At 59.0% G+C, this 17,059-nt stretch carries 10 protein-coding genes, 1 tRNA gene, 1 pseudogene and 1 CRISPR repeat array; of the genes and pseudogenes, 9 read left to right on the top strand and 3 right to left on the bottom strand.

The window, feature by feature from the left end:
* Nucleotides 1–2: 2 nt before the first annotated feature.
* The 5 genes from cas4 (at nucleotide 3) to SMD27_RS20845 (ending at nucleotide 7,989) form a co-directional block, all read left to right on the top strand.
* Nucleotides 3–689: a CRISPR-associated protein Cas4 gene (gene cas4, locus SMD27_RS20865; protein WP_320510380.1), complete on the top strand. Its 687-nt coding sequence runs from the start codon at nucleotides 3–5 to the stop codon at nucleotides 687–689.
* A complete protein-coding gene (gene cas1c, locus SMD27_RS20860; RefSeq protein ID WP_320510379.1) occupies nucleotides 686–1,720 on the top strand; it encodes a type I-C CRISPR-associated endonuclease Cas1c in 1,035 nt (344 codons plus the stop codon). The genes cas4 and cas1c overlap by 4 nt, the downstream gene beginning before the upstream one ends.
* 4 nt (nucleotides 1,721–1,724) lie before the next feature.
* On the top strand, nucleotides 1,725–2,015 hold the full coding sequence (gene cas2, locus SMD27_RS20855; protein WP_320510378.1) for a CRISPR-associated endonuclease Cas2: 291 nt from the start codon (nucleotides 1,725–1,727) through the stop codon (nucleotides 2,013–2,015).
* Nucleotides 2,016–2,223: 208 nt separating this feature from the next.
* A CRISPR array of direct repeats spans nucleotides 2,224–5,447; the repeat unit is 32 nt; unit sequence GTCGCTCCCCATGCGGGAGCGTGGATAGAAAC.
* A gap of 1,445 nt (nucleotides 5,448–6,892) precedes the next feature.
* Nucleotides 6,893–7,513 carry a hypothetical protein gene (locus SMD27_RS20850; protein ID WP_320510377.1) on the top strand — a complete coding sequence of 207 codons (621 nt, stop codon included), beginning with the start codon at nucleotides 6,893–6,895 and terminating at the stop codon, nucleotides 7,511–7,513.
* Nucleotides 7,480–7,989, top strand: a complete 510-nt coding sequence (locus tag SMD27_RS20845; RefSeq protein WP_320510376.1) for a hypothetical protein — start codon at nucleotides 7,480–7,482, stop codon at nucleotides 7,987–7,989. Before SMD27_RS20850 ends, SMD27_RS20845 begins: the two co-directional genes overlap by 34 nt.
* Here SMD27_RS20845 and traD read toward each other — a convergent pair.
* The gene (gene traD, locus SMD27_RS20840) at nucleotides 7,979–8,770 is read right to left on the bottom strand and encodes a conjugal transfer protein TraD (RefSeq protein WP_320510375.1); all 792 of its coding nucleotides are present in this window, start codon (nucleotides 8,768–8,770) and stop codon (nucleotides 7,979–7,981) included. The two genes, SMD27_RS20845 and traD, sit on opposite strands and share 11 nt — an antisense overlap.
* Nucleotides 8,771–9,113: 343 nt before the next feature.
* On the opposite strand from traD, the gene SMD27_RS20835 reads away from it, so the two are divergent.
* From SMD27_RS20835 to SMD27_RS24250, 4 genes and pseudogenes are all read left to right on the top strand, one after another.
* Nucleotides 9,114–12,458, top strand: a complete 3,345-nt coding sequence (locus tag SMD27_RS20835) for an AAA family ATPase (RefSeq protein WP_320510374.1) — start codon at nucleotides 9,114–9,116, stop codon at nucleotides 12,456–12,458.
* 211 nt (nucleotides 12,459–12,669) lie between these two features.
* Nucleotides 12,670–13,125 carry a hypothetical protein gene (locus tag SMD27_RS20830; protein WP_320510373.1) on the top strand — a complete coding sequence of 152 codons (456 nt, stop codon included), beginning with the start codon at nucleotides 12,670–12,672 and terminating at the stop codon, nucleotides 13,123–13,125.
* Between the two features lie 112 nt (nucleotides 13,126–13,237).
* Complete coding sequence (locus SMD27_RS20825; protein ID WP_320510372.1) at nucleotides 13,238–14,740, top strand: Fic family protein; 1,503 nt, start codon at nucleotides 13,238–13,240, stop codon at nucleotides 14,738–14,740.
* Nucleotides 14,741–15,085: 345 nt separating this feature from the next.
* Nucleotides 15,086–16,177, top strand: a pseudogene (locus SMD27_RS24250) (recombinase family protein); the annotation flags it as partial.
* Between the two features lie 42 nt (nucleotides 16,178–16,219).
* Here the strand turns inward: SMD27_RS24250 and SMD27_RS20815 are convergent.
* Nucleotides 16,220–16,690: a hypothetical protein gene (locus tag SMD27_RS20815; protein WP_320510370.1), complete on the bottom strand. Its 471-nt coding sequence runs from the start codon at nucleotides 16,688–16,690 to the stop codon at nucleotides 16,220–16,222.
* A 25-nt stretch (nucleotides 16,691–16,715) separates the two neighbouring features.
* Nucleotides 16,716–16,792, bottom strand: a tRNA-Met gene (locus tag SMD27_RS20810).
* Between the last annotated feature and the right edge of the window lie 267 nt (nucleotides 16,793–17,059).

The raw sequence follows: 17,059 nt of genomic DNA, 5'->3' as shown, positions 1-17,059 counted from the left end.
CGGTGACGGAAGGCATCATGCCATCCGTGGTGGGAGATGCCGAAGAATGGAGGGGCGAACCCATCCCGATTTCGGCACTTCAGCATGCTGTTTATTGTTTAAGGCAGGCGGCGCTGATCCATCTCGAGAAGCTATGGGCGGACAACCGTCTGACAGCCGAAGGGCATGTCATGCACATCGCCGCCGACCGGCCGGGTGACCGACGGTTGCGCGATATCCGCAGGGTGTCCGCCTTGCCCATCGCCTCAATCCGCCTCGGCATCACCGGGGTGGCGGATATGGTGGAATTTCGTCAGGGCGAGAATGGTGAAACGCCCTACCCTGTCGAATTCAAGCGCGGCAAGCCCAAGCGACACCAGGCAGATGACGTCCAGCTTTGCGCCCAGGGGCTATGCCTCGAAGAGATGACAGGCCACCCCGTCCCGGCAGGTGCCCTGTATTACGGTGAAACAAAGCGGCGGGTAGAGATACCATTCGATGCCGAGCTCAGAAGGCTGACCCAGGAAACGATAGATCAGTTGCGCGCGATCTTCACCTCACTCGAGACGCCACCAGCCACCTACCGTGCCGGGCTCTGCCGTGCCTGCTCGCTGATCGAGCTTTGCCGTCCTCGAGCGGGCGCTCAATCGGCCAAGGCCTGGCGCAGCCGCATGCTGACCGACGTTCTGGCGGATAAGGGATCAGCATGAAAAAGCTGCTCAACACCGTCTACATCACCACGGAAGGTGCCAGCCTGCGTAAAGACGGGGAAAATCTCGTCGCCGAGGTTGATGGTAGAGAGCGCGCACGCATGCCGCTCCATATGCTGGGATCATTGGTGCTTTTCGGTGCCATTTTCGTTTCGCCTGCGCTGATCGGTGCCTGTGCCACAACGGGTATCACCGTCGTGCTGCTCGACCGCGCCGGACGTTTCCAAGCACGCATCGAGGGGCCGGTCAGTGGCAATGTGCTGCTGCGACGCGCTCAATATGCTGCTTCCGAGGCCCCCGAAGATATCGTTCGCAGCATCGTGTTGGGAAAAATTGCCAACCAGCGTGCTGTCCTCATGCGGGCGTTACGCGACTATGGCGCGGAGATGGACACCGCAGCGGCCGCTGACATCAGCCGTTCGACCGACCGGCTCGCCCGTATCCTGCGCTCTTGTGAACTGAATAGCCACAATATCGATAGCCTGCGTGGTGCGGAGGGCGAAGCCGCAAATCTCTATTTCGGCGTCTTCGATCTTCTGATCCGCAGCCCGGACCCACAATTGCGCTTCAACGGCCGGTCACGCCGGCCACCCCTGGATGCGATCAACGCGCTTCTGTCTTTTCTCTATGCGCTTCTCACGCACGACTGCCGTAACGCCCTTGAAAGCGTGGGCCTCGATCCGGCCGTGGGATTCCTTCATCGCGATCGTCCGGGCCGACCGAGCCTGGCGCTCGACCTCATGGAGGAGTTGAGGCCTATCCTCGTCGACCGCCTGGTGCTCTCCCTCGTCAATCGCCGGCAAGTTCGGGCGAAAGATTTCGAAACGCGTGACGGTGGCGCAGTCATACTGTCCGATGAGGCGCGCCGCACGGTTCTCATGGCCTGGCAGGAGCGTAAGAAGGAAGAGCGCAAACACGACTTTCTCGGCGAGACCGCGCCGCTTGGCCTCGTCCCCTATCTACAGGCGCAGTTGCTGGCCCGGCATTTACGCCATGACATCGACGCCTATCCACCCTGGTTCTGGAAATGATGCCATGATGGTTCTCGTGACCTATGACATTGACACGACGCATGCCAACGCCGCCACGCGGTTGCGTCGGGTCGCCAAAGCCTGCCGAGATTATGGCCAACGCGTCCAGTTCTCGGTCTTTGAGATTGAGGTCGATCCTGCCCAATGGACACGACTGAAGGCGAAGCTTGAAAGCATTCTCGATCCGGAGCGCGACAGCCTTCGCTATTATCATTTGGGCGCCAACTGGCAGCGCCGGGTCGAACATGTCGGCGCCAAGCCCGCAGCCGATCTCAATGGCACCGTCATCGTCTAGTCAGCGCAAGCGGCCCGCGATGCCCTGCCCGTGCGAACCACTAGCATGTTCACGAATCCAGGCACGTTCGCACCGCCAGCAAGTCATTGATTTCGTTATTTGATCGTTTGGCTCGACAAAAACGCCTCATAGCTGCCTCACCCACAGGCCCTGCTTCGCACAAAAATTGACCTTTTCGTTATGAACTCAAACTGTTATCGCCCGAGGGGTCGCTCCCCATGCGGGAGCGTGGATAGAAACGCGCACCAATCGTTCAATCAGACACATGGATATGGTCGCTCCCCATGCGGGAGCGTGGATAGAAACCTCCAGCAGGGTTCCGGCAAGGACGCCGAGATCGTCAGTCGCTCCCCATGCGGGAGCGTGGATAGAAACGCGCAGGCCGATTTTCAAGGCCGGCGCCGCTTCATGTCGCTCCCCATGCGGGAGCGTGGATAGAAACGAGCAGGGCAAGCGGAACCTGGACGACGCGACGCGTCGCTCCCCATGCGGGAGCGTGGATAGAAACACCTTCGGCGGCGAGCCACTGACGGCGACGGCAGGTCGCTCCCCATGCGGGAGCGTGGATAGAAACATGATTCATCCTTTTGAACGGTGTTGCCGCGGATCGTCGCTCCCCATGCGGGAGCGTGGATAGAAACCTTGGGGGTGATCTGAAAGCCCCGCGGCGTCATCGTCGCTCCCCATGCGGGAGCGTGGATAGAAACTCTTTGCCGGCGACAGCAGCCAGTCGGGCTACGGCGTCGCTCCCCATGCGGGAGCGTGGATAGAAACGATGCCAGCATTACGCAGGGAAGCTGGACCGGCGGTCGCTCCCCATGCGGGAGCGTGGATAGAAACGTTTCCCAATAACTGAGCGGCGCCAACCGCATCAGGTCGCTCCCCATGCGGGAGCGTGGATAGAAACCGCTGATGCTCCGCGAGCTTGAAGCGCGACGCCGGTCGCTCCCCATGCGGGAGCGTGGATAGAAACGTCTTGCGGACTACTCGAACATACTTCAAGACAAGTCGCTCCCCATGCGGGAGCGTGGATAGAAACACTATGTCGATGATACCGGCCTCATGACCATCCGGGTCGCTCCCCATGCGGGAGCGTGGATAGAAACCATCCTGGCCGATGGCTCTTTCGCGCTCTCCTGGCGTCGCTCCCCATGCGGGAGCGTGGATAGAAACTCTTGCAGCACACTCAGGTATTTGACCGAGCGCGCGTCGCTCCCCATGCGGGAGCGTGGATAGAAACGGCTTCGGTACGGTCGATCTCCAGGTCGATGCCGGTCGCTCCCCATGCGGGAGCGTGGATAGAAACGCGGCCACGTTGACGAAATGCATGTGGTCCTTGGTCGCTCCCCATGCGGGAGCGTGGATAGAAACCCCAAGATTATAAACCACGCAGATCGACCGGCATCGTCGCTCCCCATGCGGGAGCGTGGATAGAAACATTCAGCGACAGACCGATCATCAGGTCCGACTTAGTCGCTCCCCATGCGGGAGCGTGGATAGAAACTCATCCGGCGCGGCGGTGGGGCGGGCGTTCCAGGTCGCTCCCCATGCGGGAGCGTGGATAGAAACGGCATAGCAGCTGAATTGTTCGCGCGGACATCCCGTCGCTCCCCATGCGGGAGCGTGGATAGAAACATCTCCCCAATGCCAATGACCTTGCGGCCATCCGTCGCTCCCCATGCGGGAGCGTGGATAGAAACGTCAAGGTCGCGGCGCTTGATCATGCGCTCGGCCTGTCGCTCCCCATGCGGGAGCGTGGATAGAAACTTCTTGTACTGGCCTGGGCCGGTCTTGCATGTGAGTCGCTCCCCATGCGGGAGCGTGGATAGAAACAATGAAGGAGATTGCCGATAAGATTACCGAGTGCGGTCGCTCCCCATGCGGGAGCGTGGATAGAAACACCATGTGTTTGATTTGCTCTTCTGTCATCACTTGTCGCTCCCCATGCGGGAGCGTGGATAGAAACAATTGTCGATGTTAGACCTGATGACCTGCGAGGAGTCGCTCCCCATGCGGGAGCGTGGATAGAAACATGAGGTAAGCCACGGTGTTCTCTCCTTGCTAGGGTCGCTCCCCATGCGGGAGCGTGGATAGAAACGCGCGGTCGGTCAAATACCTATCGGTGCTGCAAGAGTCGCTCCCCATGCGGGAGCGTGGATAGAAACATGTCCTGGCGCGAGCGATAGCCCTTCTGCGAAGGTCGCTCCCCATGCGGGAGCGTGGATAGAAACATAACGGACCATCTCGGCGTCGGGTTCCAGGAGGCGTCGCTCCCCATGCGGGAGCGTGGATAGAAACTTTCAACCTGTCACCCCAGGCCTTAGCCCTGGCCTGCAGGTCGCTCCCCATGCGGGAGCGTGGATAGAAACATCTCGCTCGAATACAAGGGCGACCAGATCCCGAAGTCGCTCCCCATGCGGGAGCGTGGATAGAAACGAGGAATAGCTGAGCAGGCCACGGCCCAAACCGTGTCGCTCCCCATGCGGGAGCGTGGATAGAAACTTCGCCGGAATCGGCGTCTGGTCCTATGCCTTAGGTCGCTCCCCATGCGGGAGCGTGGATAGAAACTTCCCAAGCCGCTGGAACCATTGCGTTGGTTATTGTCGCTCCCCATGCGGGAGCGTGGATAGAAACCAGCTTGTGAACGCATGGGGTGAGAAGGAAGGCCAGTCGCTCCCCATGCGGGAGCGTGGATAGAAACATGGAACGCATGAAACTCATCAGCCGACATCTTATGTCGCTCCCCATGCGGGAGCGTGGATAGAAACACGAAGTTGTGAGCGTAACCCGAGGGGATGAGGCCGTCGCTCCCCATGCGGGAGCGTGGATAGAAACTTTCCTGAACGCTTGATGATGCCCGGGCCAATGGGTCGCTCCCCATGCGGGAGCGTGGATAGAAACCCGCCAAACGACACAGTATTTCCCTCTGTAGAGGTCGCTCCCCATGCGGGAGCGTGGATAGAAACTCCTTCGGTTCGGCCGGCAGGGCGCGGATGGCCGGTCGCTCCCCATGCGGGAGCGTGGATAGAAACCTCGGGACATATTCGGGATGAACGAGATAAAGCAGTCGCTCCCCATGCGGGAGCGTGGATAGAGACCGTACACAGCTATCGAGGTCGAAGGTGGATCGGTGTCGCTCCCCATGCGGGAGCGTGGATAGAAACCTGACAAATGGCAGCGGGGCACCGATTCCGTACACGTCGCTCCCCATGCGGGAGCGTGGATAGAAACTATCCCTATCAGGTCGAAGGGCGAATGATCCTGACGTCGCTCCCCATGCGGGAGCGTGGATAGAAACCTGAAAGTCGATGCCAACATCCTCGCGCCGCACAACGTCGCTCCCCATGCGGGAGCGTGGATAGAAACCTCCGCTGCGCCAGGAAGGCGTCAAGCAACTCGTGTCGCTCCCCATGCGGGAGCGTGGATAGAAACACATTGTCTAAGACCGCCCATAAAGCCCGCGGCTCCGGAGGCGGTGGCCGATCTCCTTCTCGTTGGTTTGCCTTTTGTCCGCTGGAACATGCGAACATGAAGATATCACTCTTGGCTTCAGGGATATCCGGCATGCGAGCGGGCGTGTGTTTCCGCATGTAATAAGGACCCCATTTAAGGGGTGATCGGCATCCAAAAGGGACCCATTTTGACGCCGTTTTTCCAGATAAGCGTGAGCAGGAAGACGAATAGCAGACCATCGGCGACAGAATCCAAGCACCAAGAATGACGGAGGCGCTCTGATGAACAAGAGAGATCGAGGCAACATCGGCGTGGCGGGTTCCGAGCGGAATTGGCAACTCTTTAGGCTGAGCTCTAGCTCATCCGTCGTGAGGCCATTTTCGGCAATCAGGACACACTCCTTCCGGATTCGAACCGCGAACACGCGGCATTGCCGGCTTTCGGATGGCTCGGTGACGGTTACCTCCCCGGAGGGTTGGTCATCATCGCAGCCAACCCTGGCGGTGGCAGAAGCACCTATGTCGCTACCTCGGGCGATGCCCGCCTCTATGCGGCGATCACGACGCTTCGAGCTACGGCACGCCTCCTGTCAAGGAGGAAATGGTGCTCGCGTTCGAGAAAATGAACGCCTTCCCTTTCTGCGCGGAACACATTGGACGATCGCCGGTCGGAGGATCCACATCATGCAGGCACGGAACCGAGGCGCAAGCCGCATTGATAGCGCGGAGTCGCTATTCCTCTCACGCACGACAGCGGCCTTGACCGCGACCGCGCTCATCGTCGTCGGAATGAGGCTGGCTCTACCTGTTCGCGCAGGCCTGCCAGACTTGCGACGACAGCGAGAATCTCTCATTGGAAGTGGGCGTTGGAACAGCGGATAGCACGGGCGGCCAGGCGTCGATGCGATCTACGACGCGAGCGGAGCACACCAAGGGATCGTCAAGTCTGACGAAGGCAAGCTCCTGATCTCTGATCGGAATGGTCAGCGGATCGGTACGGCCCTGGGCGAGGAAAACCAGCTGGTCATGTACGACGCTAACGCTCTGCGGAAATCGGCGATCCAACACCCGCAGCAGTGCACCGCTGGTCGCCGCGGCGTCCCTCCGGCTTATTTCGTGGTTGATCTCGACACGCCGGACTATGCGGCGGAACTTGGCTCAAATCCCAACCGGATGCACGACACTAAGGAAGGCCTATATCTGGATTAATTTCGAAGAAACTGATACGAAGAGGACGTTGACATGTGTAATCAGGGTTCCTGCTCACCCATGTCAAAATGCCTGAATCGGCTGAACGGGTGAAGACCCTCGCGCCGAACCGGAACAGCATAGTCATCATGACGAACAGGGGTTCGACCATGGCATACGACCGCGCCAAGGAGGCTACCCGCTTCACCTAGGAAACCCACTTCCTAGGTGTCGAAAATGCATGTCGTATCCAGGCCTCCGGAACATCCGGCGCCATTCACGCTCTTCCGCCTCAAGCGGAAGCTGATTCGTATCGGCCGAAACGCCGTCGGCCATCATATCGTCCGCCTGCGGCTTGGAACCTTCGCCAGCCTGAAGCGGGCGGCCGATCCATACCCGCCCAGTCGCTTCTGCGTCTGGTCCATCCCCAACGGCCCTTTCGACTATGACGGCCCCCGCAAGCTTCGCGGGAATGCCGACGGTCCCGGCCTGATTATCGTCGATGCTGACGGTAACATCGTGCCACCTGGGCTCCTGATCACCGAAGCGGAACGCCTCGCATGCGCGCGCCGCATCGCATGGGAGGAAAAGCGAGAAGGGCGATTTCGAAACGGTCCCGCCGAAGGTGCCTGGCGCCGTCGCACCAGTCGACGCTACTTCCGCAGTCCTAAGACTCATCGGGAAATTCGTGAAATGCAGGACGACGACGTCGACGGATTCCGTATCAAGACACGCGCCTGCCGACGCAACCTTGTCGATGCCTACGACGATCCCTCTTTCGCCAGACAACCCTGCCGAAGCTGGAAACGTTACAGGAAAACACAATGGAAGGAGCGCAAGGACAATCGAAGCCGCTAACTGTGGGGAAAATGCCATACGGGGACCGCTCAGTTGCTTGGCACCGCTATCACCAAGCAGATCATTGGTTCGGTGCTTTTGCGACACGTTGTCCAGTGGGCGTCGCTATTCAAGGCAGAAAGCTTCATCATTTTACTGGCATCTCAATTGAAATCATTGTTCTTTTTGACGCGAGGTTTACGAGACCAGAAAACGCCGGCAACGAGTTGACGATCGGCGCGCGGTTCGGCCACGGCGATGGTGCTCAGTTCGACGCCTTCGCCGTCACCGGAATGGTCGAACGAATGGCGCTCGAAGGTACGGCGTTAATAACCTACGAGATGCTCATCGGCGGCACTTATGGCGAGACGCTTGATGACGGCGGAGTCGCCGTCGATCTCTCAAAGTATTTCCGAAACTGTCAGCTTTCTGATCAGAACATTCATCGCCACTTCCTCGAAGGTGTATGCTCTCTGATGGCGATCTTTATCCAATAGCCGGCGCCAATGAGCTGATATCCATCCACGCGTTCGATCCACCCGCCCGGTGATTCGCCATCAGGCGATACCGGCCATGATCTGTTCGTAGGCTGATATGCCATGGGTCAACCGTTCCCGACCAAATCTTATTTTTTCGGTCGAAGCTAATGCCGAGCAATTGCAGCTCCCGGCTGAGATCATCACCGATCGGCTTGGGAAACATCAGGCACAGTGGCGCGGTTCCATCGAGCCTGACCTCTATCGGCAATACAGAAATCCAACGCTTCCGAGCAGCCACGTTATCGCGGTTTTGGCCTATGACCTCCAAGATGGAAGCCAGAACGGCAACGTCCCAATCCATCATCCCGGCTCGTTCAAATACTGCACCTGCGGCAATCCAGCGCCGATTCCGCGCTTTATCCGCGGGACCGGTACTCGCGCCAGACGTGCCCATCTCCTCGAGGATTTTCGCCCCTCGAATACGCCACTGTTTCGTTTTTTTGAGATCGTCTTGGCATTCCCAGGCGCTGATCAGCGCCCCCTCCAGCACACGGCACTGGAAGTCTGAAAGCCCAGATTGCTCAAGGAGAATGCCGAGCCGCAGGAGCTTCCGGGTTCGAAGTCTCACCGCCAAGCTCGATGCTTTGGCGCGATCCCGACTGGTCCTCAGCGATCTCTGCATGATTTCACGCTGAAGAGAGTCCATCCGCTGACCATTCTTCTCCTCGAGCGTCGTGATCTCAGCTTCACGCAGCTTGATCTGCTGGATCTGGCGAACAATTTGGTCCAGTTTCGTCATGATTCCTTTTTTACCTCACACAATCCCGTACGGATTCCGAGATAGTGGCAGCCGGGCGTAGCCGCCACGTGCGGATAAAAAAAGAGTCGCCAAACTTTCCGGGCGCCCTCGCCCGGCCTGCCGAAGCCATTTTCCGACTATTGCGTTGGGTCGATATTTCGGCATATCCGCCGACCGCGCGCAGCGCGGTCTCTGACACGGGCACCGGAGGTGCCGTGGAAGCGCAATATGCAGTTTGCTTAGCGCAAACCGCAGGCGATACCGATTTCTGGCAAATTGCCGCCCCACAACTATCTGACTTCAGCGTGACACTCAGGAAGGTTCCGCGCTGGAGAAACGCCGCATGGCGATCGATTTTATCAGGGTCTCGATTCTATCGGAAACCAACGGAGACAGTCCCGTCGGGCTCGGCGCTTACCTGTGTCGGGAGAATTGGCACAATGCCCTGACCGGGGAAAACCATCGTCACGCCCATAAACGCACTGACCTGATCGGGCCTCCTATCGTCATCCTGCCTGAGGGCGCGGATCCCAAATTCTCGAATCCGCTGACGCTGTGGACGGAAGCCGAAATCGCGGAAACGACGTTTGACCGGAAGGTAAAAATCTATCGATTCAAGAAAAGGGCGACATTTGCGAAGCACGTCATCCTCGCGCTGCCGAAGGAATTGTCGGACGAACAACGGGAAGACATGACACGCCAATGGGTATCAGAGAACTACCGCGGCGTCGGCGTCATGACTGCGATTCACAGGCCAGACGATCCAGACTTTGGCAATTACCATGCGCATCTTCTCGTGACGACCCGACAGATCGTCGGCGGCAGTTTCGCCAAAAAGGCTCGTTATCTGGATCCGGCATTTCGAAGCAGGACCGGCATGAAAGGCGCCTATATGGAAGGGCAAAAGCTTCCCGAGAAGTGGCGGGCTTTCCAAGATGAGTATTTCCTGCGCCACGGAATCGATCTCGCTGTCGACCCATCTCAGGCGATTTCCCGCGAGCATTGGGGTAAAGCGCGCTATGTCCTAGACAGCAACAAGGCTGCTTTAGATAGGAAAGCGAAAGCCGACGCCAGAGCAAAAATGCTCGATTCCATTAATGTCGTCGCCGAAGCGACAAAGAACCGGGCGACCTTCAGCCGCCAGGCTTTATTTGGGATTTTGCGGCGGCACCACATCTTTGGTGAGGAAGCCAGCGGCATCATCCGGCAGATTTTAGCAAGTGCCGAAACAATCCAGCTTTGCGATCAAGCCACCGGAGAGCCGACCGGGCTTTACACGACGCGCACGATCCGCGAACAGGAAAAGGCCATCTTGGAAGCAGCGATGCAGCTCAAGAAGCGGCGCCCTACAAAGAAGCAGCTGGCGACGATGAAAACAGCCGCAGTGAGGCTGGGCGGAGAAATGAACCTCTCGCCGGAACAGCTCGCGGCGTTATCCCATGCGACCGGCAATGCCGGCATTCATCTCATCCGCGGCGTTGCCGGTGCCGGCAAATCCTACACCGTCAAGGCGATCCGGGACGCCCATGAAGCGGCGGACTTCCACTGCATTGGCCTCGCGCCGACCAACACCGTCGCGGCCGCTTTGGGCGCTGATGGCTTTGCGCGCGCCGCGACATTGCATTCGGAACGATACCGACAGGAGAGTGGCAAATATCCCGATCAGACCTGGAACCGGAAGACCTGCGTGATCGTCGACGAGGCCGGAATGGTCGATTCCGAGATGACCGAATGGCTGCTGCGATCTGCCGAAAGTGCCGGCGCCAAGGTCGTCCTGGTCGGTGACGAGGCGCAACTGGCTTCAGTTTCGCGCGGCGGCATGTTCCGTATTCTCAAGAATCACCTGGGCGCCGCCGAGCTGAGGGATATCCGCAGGCAGGAAGCCGATTGGGCAAAGGCGGCAAGCCTTTCGCTGGCCGAGGGGCGTCCCGCCGAAGCACTGAAGGTATATGATGTTCACGGAAAACTGCACTGGGCCTCTGGGATCGAAGACGCCATGGCAGCGCTCGTCGGCCGCTGGTCGAGCGATTTCAAGGAAAATCCACAGCTTGCACGGTTTGTCTATTGCGCGACGAACGATGTGGCAAACAAATTGAACGATTTGCTGCAAGAAGCGCGATTTGGGCCCGACGGGGAGTTCGGCATCTTCACCTGTGTCCGAGGCCGCATCAAGCTGCACCTGAAGGATCGGGTTCAGTTTCACGCCACTGACAAAAGCCTCGGCATCATGAATGGGCATATCGGCACTGTAATTGGCATTGCTGAAGACGAGATTTTGGTCAAACTCGATGGCGGCGCGACTGTCGCCTTTGATCCGTCGGCATTCGACGGATGGGGTTTGGGCTATGCCGGGACCATTTATCGCGGCCAGGGGAAGACCCTCCCTCAAGCTTATGCTCTTTATGACAGAGTTCTCCCCTGGTCTAGCCGCGCGAGCTACGTTGCCATGACGCGCCATAAAACTGCTTTCGATCTCTTTGTGCCCCGCGATCTCGCCGCAAATCTCGACGTACTTGGACGGCAGATGTCGCGGGCCGACGGCGCCGAAGCCTCCCTGGTCCACCTGACCACAGAAGAAGCAGCTGTCAAATTCCCCAGGATCCCATTTGCTATTTTCGATGGCTCGCCCGTTCCTCGGAAAATCGACGCCGCATCGGCCGAAGCCGCCAGTGCTATGGAGATCCATTGGCAACGTGTCCCGCCCGGCCGCTTCGCGGCGGATTTTAACAAGCTCGACCGTGTCGCCGCAAAGACCGACATGGGCCATCCCCTACGCGCTCACCTTTCCCGCGCGACGACGATCGCTCGCGGCCGAGGCTTTCGTCCCTGGAGTGGCGAGCCCGACATCTATTGCCTGCGCGATTCGCTGCCACATTACGATGGTCTGACACGAATCACACACCCCGCCCTGGAACCCCAATACGGTGAAATCGACGTCCGACCCATCGTCATCAACATCGACGATATCGAGGCGCATGCCTGGATGAATATGCAACGACGGGTACGTCGGCTGGACCACCGGGTCCTCGATGCTATTATCAAGCAACTGGACCGTGTTAAAAACCAGATCAAGGTCACCTCCACTGTCTTCGCGGACATTGTCGTCGCGCAAAGCCTTGCCCGAGTTGCCAAACTCCTGAAGAAGCTGGACCCTGCCGGAAATCCGCGCCCGGCCCGTAGCCGGGAGGAGTTCATCGAGATTCGCAGACTCATTCCCATTCCACGAGAAATCCGGGGCCGTTTCCGTCTCTACCGGAAGGACAAATCCGGTGAGCTGGTCGAGTGGGATATCATGGGCATTGAAACCAAACGCAACGCAACCAGGACGGCCGCCTCGACGAAGACGCAAAGTCTCCAAATGGCTGCCGCGAAGGACGCGCTCGCACCTCAGTTGGACAACATAGCGCCGTCTAAATTGGCCACAGGGCAGAACACGGCAGATATGAAAAGGGCGAGCATGCAAAGGGTGAATGTCATGCCCAGTCAACCACAGAGACAAGGTATTCCCGGTATATCGTCGATCAAGCCAGTGCCTCCGATGAAACCGGCACCTCAATCAGCACAGCGAGCGCCGAATCCGGCCGCGCAAAAGATGGATGTAACGCCCAACCAACCGCTGACACGCAGCATGCCGTCCCCATTGAGCAGTCCGCCGCCGACGAAGGCGGACGAAAACAACGTGATCTAGGCATTTGCTGGACCGGTTGGGCAGATGCCTGGACCGTCCCTCGACCCGATATGTGATTTAGATACGGCATATCTCCCTCAAGCAAGATCAACAAAGCCAATAGTTCCCGCCACCGCCCCGTTGGAATGCGGGCGGCGGCGGGAAGCATACCCGGCCGGAGCAGGAGCAAAACCCGAGAGGGTGAGCCCGCGAGACAGCACGGGAGGGTATCATGCTGCCTTCGGAAGACCTGTTACACCGTACGTATGTGTTCACAAAAAGCGGCCTGAGCGTCAATTGCTCAATCTGGCGGATCGACGAAGTCCTCGCTTATGCGACCTTCACAGACGAGACCGCGCTTTATCTGCCAGGCGCTTTTGAATCCGGCCTGCCACCGGCACTGTGCAAGATTCTTCAGGACCTGGATCGTGCCCGCGCGACATGGTCACTTGAGAAAGTCGAGCGAGATCCCTGGCTGGACGTCGTCAGAGCTGATCTGGAATTGGATCTCGCGAGAGCTCAAGCAGAGATGAACCGCCGATTTCTGTTCGGCACCTTCGAGCGCCATGCTGCTGAGCTCGCGGGCGAGACGGCCACCAAGGCAGTCGCCAAAAGGCGATTTTATTTGGCGCTGGTTGTCGTGCCACCTGCTATCGGTAGCTGCACGGCCATTTTGTCACCCCATTAATTGACAGCGGCACCCCGATCACATTCGGTAGGCCTGGGGTCCCGGCGAGCGTCTTCAGAAACGCTGACAGCCGAACCACGGCGGCCGAACAGCTCCTTCAGGGAGATATCAAATGGCAACCCAAGCCCTCTTTCTTCCGCACTCATTGTTCAAGACGGTCCGCGGCGAACTCTCTGCGTTACAGTCCCATCTTGATGACGTGTTCCTCGAGTTCGTCGAGTATCGCGGCACTCAGTCGATTATGCTTCGTGCCGACAATGCGCATTTCGGCGATGCGGCGCTGCCCTTCCTGACGTGCGATTCAGCCGCCTTGGCTTTCTTTTCGGCGGGTAGCGGGCCTTGCTTCTGGCCACGCCCCCTGCCGGAGGATAAAGTGGTTGGTTTTCTCGGCGTTCTAGAAACCGCCGTCAGCAACTGCGCGACGCTTTCCGCGCATAGCCGGATGGCGTTACTGAAGGAACTTGGCGCGGCTCAATCCGCGCCGCCAATGCCGCGTCCACCTCTGCTGGCACCGACACGGATGTCACCGCGGCACCGCCGGATCCGGAGCAAAGCGATGATATTGAACAATACGCTCCGGCATTGCCTCGATGCGATCGATATAAAATTGAAGGGATATGCAGCGGCACTTTATCCCGCTCATCTGGAAGAACCTATCGTCAGGCTATCTTACCATGCCCGCTATGCGAGACGGATGATCGTCAAGAAAGGTTACGAAGGTAATCTAATGGCGGCTCTGATCGGGGAGACGCGCTACGGCGATCTGATTGACAACCTCATCCTCGCGGAAGGCCTTGCCGATACAACGATCCGCTTATTTGACAGGTTTGATCCATATGATGTGCCCATGCGGATACTCGATGAAGTGCCGCATCTCTGCAGTGTGAATAGAGATGCGCGCCCGCTCTATTTGGGTCCGAAGTGGGACCGGATCTGGCGTCTCGACGGCGATCTCTTTCCTTATTCCTCGCAAAGGCCTTTCAGCCCGCCTAAGGTGCCGCCATTTGCCATCGAAGATGCAATGACGCGCTATGTCGATGAAGTTGACGAGCACCGATGGGTCGACATCCATCCGCTGATCTACGCTACGCTCTCCCTGGTGAAATTCATGGAGATTCTGCCCTTCGCGGAAGCAAATGGCCGGACCGCCCGAATGCTATTTGGTGCGCGGCTGCGACGCGCGGGCTGGCCGGTATTGCCTTGGGAAGTGATTTTCGAAAGGCACTACGATCGCTATCAACGCCTGTTGCGAGATGCCATTGAGAACGGCAGGATCGATGCCTTCCTCGCATTCATGCTGCAAGTTTGCGAGCGCGCCATAACGCTCGGCCACGCGATGGTGGAAGTGATGACCGGCCAGCGCCTCGAACTCACCGCTGCGCTCATCATAGAGGGCATCGAGGAAGATCCGGCGCCGCGGATCGCGATGGACCTGCTCAGTGGCGCGCTCGTCAACAATGTAAGACGGCACGGGGTGCGAGACTCCCTTCTCGTTCCGCTGGCGAAGCTGTGTGATCAGGGTCTGCTGCAAATCATCGGAACACCGACGGGAATCAGCTATAGCGTCCCGGCGATCCGAGACCTGGTTTCGCCCTTCGGCAAGGCCCCTCTCTGAGAGTGATAAAAATCCGTTGGATATCCAAGTGAGCTGGATATCCGACGACGTCGCTTTTCTAAGAATCTCACCCCGATTTTGATCATTGCTGCCCCGGCGACCGAATCTCTCCGTCATGAAGAGAGAAAAAGCCGCTGATAACGCTGAGCCAAGGGTCGCGTCCGATGACGGGATAACGGATGCGTCTGTTCCTGTTCCCACAGGTAGCGACGGAACGAGTGTGGTCTTTGGCACAGAAGCATCAGCGGCCGTGAAGGACGCTTTGTCGCAACTCACCCGGCTCCTCGCACGACAGGCTTTCGCCAGGCTGGCCGACGATCACTTAATAAGAAGGAACAGCCGTTCATGACCATCAAGGCCGCCATTTATGCCCGCTATTCCAGTGACCTACAGCGCGAAGCATCCATCAAGGACCAAACCGACGCCTGCGAAGATTACGCAATCCGTAAGGGATGGCATGTCGTTGCTCGTTATGATGACCCGGCGATCAGCGGCGCCAGCGTCGCAAACCGCCCGGGTATCCAACAGCTCATGGCAGAAGCACGGGCCAAGCGATTCTCCGTTGTCGTCGTCCATGCCATCGATCGCCTGGGCCGGCGGCTCGCGGATCTTGCGGATATATACGACACGCTGGATTATCGGGGTGTTGAACTCCATACGCCGGAAATGGGGCGACTCACGCCGCTGCATATCGCCATCTTCGGCATGATGTCACAGCAGCAACTGCGCGACATTGGCAGCAAGACGAAGCTCGGCCAGATCGGCCGCGTCAAGGAAGGAAAGATCCCCTCCGGCATCGCCTATGGTTACCGGCCCCTGCCCGGCAAACTCGTCGGCAAGACGCTGGAGCGCGGCGAGCGCGAGATCGTCCCCGAAGAAGCTAACATCATCCGCCGGATCTTCGAGGCCTATGCCGATGGCAGGACGCCGGAAGCGATCGCCCGGGAGCTGAATGTGGAAGGCATCCCCGGCCCGCGCGGCGAGGTCTGGCTCAACACGACCATTCGAGGGCAAGGCACGCGCGGCACAGGGATTCTCAACAATGCCCTGTATATCGGTCGGCTGGAATGGAACCGTTGCTCTTATGTGAAGGACCCGCAAACCGGCAAGCGGCAAGCCCGACCGAACGCACCGGAGCAATGGTACGTCACTGAGGTCGATGAGCTGCGCATCGTGGATGACGCTTTATGGATCCGCGTGAAAGCGCGGCAGCAGGAGATCGCCCTAAAGCGCACCTGCCTGGCGGCTACCTCGGGCAATTGCCTGAACGGGGCCAGGCGCGCTCGGTTCGTCCTCTCCGGCAAGCTGCGCTGCGGGAGCTGCGGTCACGATTTCAACGTTGTCGACAAGCAGCACTATGGCTGCACCCGGGCCAGGTCCGCGGGGACCTGCGGCAACACCCACAAGATCAAACGCGCGGCGCTTGAGACGCGCGTCCTGGCTGGGATCAAGCACGGCCTGATCGATGCTGACTACCTGTCACAGTTCCGGGCCGAGCTCGAGACTGAACTTGCGGCGGCCAGCAAAGCCCAATGCGGTGACCGCCAGCGACTCCACCGCGACCTTGCCGCGGTCGAGAAGAAGATCGGCAACCTGGTTGCGGCGATTGCCGAAGGCGCCGCCATCGCCGCCCTGAAGGCGAGCCTGGCGGCCTTGGAGGCGGAGAAAGTCACCTTGGAAGCAAAACTGGAGGAAGCCATGGAAGAAGCGCCGCAACTCGATCTGCCGCCCGACTGGGAGGCAGCTCACCGGGCGGAGGTCGAGCGCCTGGAGGAATTGTTGTCGGATCCGCAGTTGCGCGACGGCGCGATCACGGCGATCCAGAGCCTGATCGAGCAGATCGTGCTCACTCCCATGACAGAGGGAAGCGGCCTGAAAATTGAGCTGGAGGGCGCCCTGGCGGGGCTGCTGACCCTGGCTGAAGCTGCAAAAGCAAGCAAGCCCTGGCATGGAGACCAGGGCTTGTCACTATCTGTGGTTGCGGGGGCCAGATTTGAACTGACGACCTTCAGGTTATGAGCCTGACGAGCTACCGGGCTGCTCCACCCCGCGTTAATGATTCGGACCGGGTATAGGCCCGGTAGCCTTGTTCGTTTTGGCGACAGGCCTTCGGCCTTTCGCTGGGGCGGGCTGCTCTTGCAGCGTGTCCGCCTTTGATTTGCGTCTTCCCTTAAGCACGAAAGGCGCCGTGAGGGCGCCTTGGTGTGGTGTTTGTATTGCTGACGGATGTGCCCTTGCTGGCTTCGAAGACCTGGCGGCGACCTACTCTCCCACGTCTTGAGACGGAGTACCATCGGCGCTGAGGGTTTTCACGGCCGA

The organism is Dongia soli, from assembly GCF_034044715.1.
Lineage (GTDB): Bacteria > Pseudomonadota > Alphaproteobacteria > Dongiales > Dongiaceae > Dongia_B > Dongia_B soli.
Note: the sequence above shows the minus strand (reverse complement) of the source record. Positions and strands in the feature narration are given on the sequence as shown.

Coding starts and splice junctions, on each gene's coding strand:
- SMD27_RS20845 (WP_320510376.1), top strand. CDS start 7,480: ATGGAAGGAGCGCAAGGACAATCGAAGCCGCTAACTGTGGGGAAAATG.
- cas2 (WP_320510378.1), top strand. CDS start 1,725: ATGATGGTTCTCGTGACCTATGACATTGACACGACGCATGCCAACGCC.
- cas1c (WP_320510379.1), top strand. CDS start 686: ATGAAAAAGCTGCTCAACACCGTCTACATCACCACGGAAGGTGCCAGC.
- SMD27_RS20830 (WP_320510373.1), top strand. CDS start 12,670: ATGCTGCCTTCGGAAGACCTGTTACACCGTACGTATGTGTTCACAAAA.
- SMD27_RS20825 (WP_320510372.1), top strand. CDS start 13,238: ATGGCAACCCAAGCCCTCTTTCTTCCGCACTCATTGTTCAAGACGGTC.
- traD (WP_320510375.1), bottom strand. CDS start 8,770: ATGACGAAACTGGACCAAATTGTTCGCCAGATCCAGCAGATCAAGCTG.
- SMD27_RS20835 (WP_320510374.1), top strand. CDS start 9,114: ATGGCGATCGATTTTATCAGGGTCTCGATTCTATCGGAAACCAACGGA.
- SMD27_RS20850 (WP_320510377.1), top strand. CDS start 6,893: ATGCATGTCGTATCCAGGCCTCCGGAACATCCGGCGCCATTCACGCTC.
- SMD27_RS20815 (WP_320510370.1), bottom strand. CDS start 16,690: ATGCCAGGGCTTGCTTGCTTTTGCAGCTTCAGCCAGGGTCAGCAGCCC.